This window comes from Mesorhizobium sp. M7A.F.Ca.CA.001.08.2.1, from assembly GCF_003998455.1.
GTDB lineage: Bacteria > Pseudomonadota > Alphaproteobacteria > Rhizobiales > Rhizobiaceae > Mesorhizobium > Mesorhizobium ciceri.
In genome coordinates this window covers 1-3,482 of sequence record NZ_RZPW01000669.1, presented here as the reverse complement: position 1 = coordinate 3,482, position 3,482 = coordinate 1, and the positions used below count along the sequence as shown (strand labels likewise).

At 65.5% G+C, this 3,482-nt stretch carries 4 protein-coding genes; 2 read left to right on the top strand and 2 right to left on the bottom strand.

All coding sequences use genetic code 11. The features are described 5' to 3' along the window. Window positions 1-1,717 (top strand): bifunctional diguanylate cyclase/phosphodiesterase (locus EN914_RS28680; protein WP_127389423.1); only part of this gene is annotated, 1,717 nt, incomplete at its 5' end. Between the two features lie 54 nt (window positions 1,718-1,771). Here EN914_RS28680 and EN914_RS28675 read toward each other — a convergent pair. Further along, window positions 1,772-1,966: a hypothetical protein gene (locus EN914_RS28675; protein WP_024501638.1), complete on the bottom strand. Its 195-nt coding sequence runs from the start codon at window positions 1,964-1,966 to the stop codon at window positions 1,772-1,774. Window positions 1,967-2,174: 208 nt separating this feature from the next. On the opposite strand from EN914_RS28675, the gene EN914_RS28670 reads away from it, so the two are divergent. Further along, a complete protein-coding gene (locus EN914_RS28670; protein WP_024501637.1) occupies window positions 2,175-2,888 on the top strand; it encodes a 3-keto-5-aminohexanoate cleavage protein in 714 nt (237 codons plus the stop codon). On the opposite strand, the gene EN914_RS28665 is transcribed toward EN914_RS28670, so the two are convergent. Next, the coding region (locus tag EN914_RS28665; RefSeq protein WP_164778982.1) for a serine hydrolase domain-containing protein at window positions 2,885-3,482 on the bottom strand (598 nt) is incomplete at its 5' end. The two genes, EN914_RS28670 and EN914_RS28665, sit on opposite strands and share 4 nt — an antisense overlap.

The window sequence follows — 3,482 nt, the reverse complement described above, 5'->3', positions numbered from 1 at the left end:
GGCCGAACTCGAGCAGGTCAATGTGCGGTTTCGCCTGGCGCTCGCCGCCAGCGGCACCGGCATCTGGCACCACGACCTCGCGGGCGGCAAAAGTTATTGGGACGAACGCACCAGGGAGATTTTCGGGCTCGTCTCCGACACCGCCGAAGTCGAGCGCGACCACTGGTTCGGCTATCTGCATCCGGACGACAAGGAGGCCGCGTCGCGCGCGCATCTGGTGCCGCTCGAAACGGACAAGGTCACCGCCGTGCAATACCGCATCGTGCGGCGCGACGGAGAGGTCCGGCACATAGAATCCCTGCTGCGTTTCATCGCCGACCCGCAAATCCGGGACCGCCGGCTGGCGGGGCAGATCCTGGGCACGGTGCGCGATATCACCGAAGACAAGCAGCGCGAGCAGGAGCTTGCCTATGCGGCCCGCCATGACGCGCTCACCGGTCTCTTGAACCGCGCCGCGTTCGACCGGCTGCTGGCCGATCATATCGCGGCCGCGCAGTTGCTGCCGCTTTCCGTGTTCTATGTCGATCTCGACTACTTCAAGGCGCTCAACGATTTTGCCGGCCACGCGGCCGGCGACCTGGCACTGAAAAGCGTTGCGCAAGGCATTCTGGGCTGCCTTCCCGCGACGGCGCATGCCGCGCGCCTGGGCGGTGACGAGTTCGCGCTGCTGATGCCCAATTGCGATGCGGCGCAGGCCGGGCGGCTGGCCGACGCGGTACTTGCCGCGGTTCGCGATGCCGAACTTGGATCGACGGCCACGTCGCGCAAGCTGGCGGCCTCGATCGGTATCGCTTTCGTCGATGACGCCGACACGACGGTGGCCGACGCGCTGGCCTGTGCCGACGACGCCTGCTACGCGGCCAAGGCCGCCGGGCGAAACCGATTTGCCGTCTTCTCCACCGATACGGCATCGGGTTCGGGTGGCCTCAACGCGGCGCGCATCGTCGCCGATACGGTCGATGCCATGGATGACGGCAGGCTGAAGCTGTTTGGCCAGGAAATCCATCTTCTGGGCCGCCCCTGGCAGGAAAGCCGCCATGTCGAAGTCTTGGCCAGGCTCGCCGCACGCAACGGCCGGCTGGTGCCACCCGGCGAGTTCATTCCGGTGGCCGAGCGGTTCGGCATCGCGTCGCGGCTCGACCGCTGGATCATCCGCACCGCGCTGTCGCGGCATGGTGCCGCCTTGCGTTCGGGGGCGCTGACGCTTGGCTTCAATCTGTCGGCGCAGACGCTGAGCGATCCGCAGCTTTGGGACTTCGTCGACAGCGTCATAGAAGAAACCGGGGCGCCGCATTCGGGCATCGGCTTCGAGATCACCGAAACCGCCGCCGTCACCAATTTCGATGCCGCCGAACAGTTCGTGCGCAAGGCGCGCGAGCGGCGTTGCCGGGTCGGCCTCGATGATTTCGGAGCCGGCATGAGCTCGTTCGAATATCTCCGGCGGTTCCCCGTCGACACGATCAAGATCGACGGTTCCTTCATCGAGCACATCACGCAAAGCCGCTTCGACCGCGAGATCGTGCTGGCCATCACCAGCATTGCCCGTAGCCTCGGCTGCGACGTGGTCGGTGAGAAGATCGAACGGCAGGACACGCTGGCCATGTTGAGCGACATGGGGGTCGCCTTCGGCCAGGGATTTTTGCTGCACCGGCCGGAGCCGCTCGAGCGAATTGTCGCGCGCGCAACCAAGGGAGCGACGGCCCGCAAGGCATCGTGATCCGGGTGCGGCGAGTTTCAGGCCAGGCCGGACTGGCCTGAAACTCGACACTTTCTATCCGGTTCGCCGCGCCGTCGATTGCGGGAACTCCAGCACTCCAGCCTCGGGTCGCCTGTGCTGCGCCTCCGTCACCGCTTCGATCAACAGATCGAGCGCGTCACAGGCGGCACGGCTCGTCTCGTCATTGCCCTGCAGATAATGATAGGCGCGTTCGAGGTGGATGCGGGCGGCTGAAAAATCGCTGGTCAATGGTCCCTCCATGATCCCGCCCTGAAAAGAGCTTGCCGGAGACGAGGGAACGCCGGGTAAATATCCACAAGCGGCTTTTATTCAAATGCCGCCGAATGTTGTGAGCAGGCGCGCGGCGTTGAAGCTGCCGATCTCCCCTACGAGGGGGGAGATTGGCAGTTTCAACGCCGCACAGCTACACTGCGGCCCCTTGCGCAAGGTGACATCGATGATCGTCCAGGCCTGCATCAACGGCGCGCGTCCGCGCGATTTCCACCCGAAGCTGCCGCTGACTGCCGAGGCAATGGCCAGCGATGCGGCAGCCTGCGTCGCCGCTGGAGTGGCCGAACTGCATATCCATCCGCGCGGCACCGACGGACGCGAAAGCCTGGCAGCCGTCGACGCCACGGTGCTGGCGGTGCGCCGGACCTGCCCGGGAACACTGGTTGGCGTGTCGACCGGCGCCTGGATCGAGAACGACGTCGAGCGGACCCGCGCGGCGATCGCCGGCTGGCGAGACCTGCCTGACTATGCTTCGGTCAACTTGTCCGAACCGGATGCGCCCGCCGTGATGGAGTTGCTGCGCCAGCGTGGTGTAGGCATCGAGGCGGGGCTTGCCGTCGTCGCCGATGCCGAGCGCTTCGTAGCGCTTCCCGGCCGCGACCAGGTGCTGCGCATTCTGATCGAGATCGACATCCCGGACCTGTCCGCTGCACTCGACGAAGCGCATGGCATCGCCGCCGTGCTCGAGCGCGCCGGGGTACGGCGGCCGATCCTGCTGCATGGCGTAGATGCAACTGTCTGGCCCTTCGTCAAGCTTGCGCATCGCCAGCGCTGGTCGACACGGGTCGGTCTGGAAGACGGCAAGACGCTCGCCGACGGAACTGTGGCGAAGGACAACGCGGCGATCGTCGCTGCCGCCGTGGCGATCTTTCGCGGCTAGTTTTCCAGAATGATCTGGATCGCCTCATCGACCACCGGATGCAGACCGCTGGCCTGGAAGGACAGTCGGTTACCGGAACCGACATTGCTGGTCATGGCGATGGTCAGTTCTGAGATCGGGTCATGCAACATGACGGCGACGTAGCCGGGGATGCTGCCCTGGTGGCCGTAAAAGGCGCGGTTGGCGTAGGTGCTCTGGAACATGCCGGCGCCGGTTTCGCGCATGCGGGTGCCCGGAAAACTCGCTGGCACGCGGTGTTCGAACATCTCGGCGAACAACGGCGGCGACAGCAGCTTTCCGGAAAAGAGGCCGCGCATGAAGGCCACCATATCCGACGGCGTCGACACCATGTCGCCGCAGCCATAAGCGGCGCTGAACGGGAAGGAATCGGAAGAATCCTGCAATTCGTCGGAGTAGGGGAGCACGCCGTCCATGCGCCACATCTCGCCGCCCGAAGCGATGTCGGCGGGCGCATTCGCCGCCGGCGGCGGCCGGTGGTAATAGCCGCGCACCATCGACTTTTCCGGAAAGGCTTCGGTGGCCGGCGACCAGGTATTCTTGAGGCCGAGCGGCTGCAGCACCGCGCTTCTGACG

Excerpts from the sequence above, each read along its gene's own strand:
- EN914_RS28670 (WP_024501637.1), top strand. The coding sequence starts at position 2,175 with ATGATCGTCCAGGCCTGCATCAACGGCGCGCGTCCGCGCGATTTCCAC.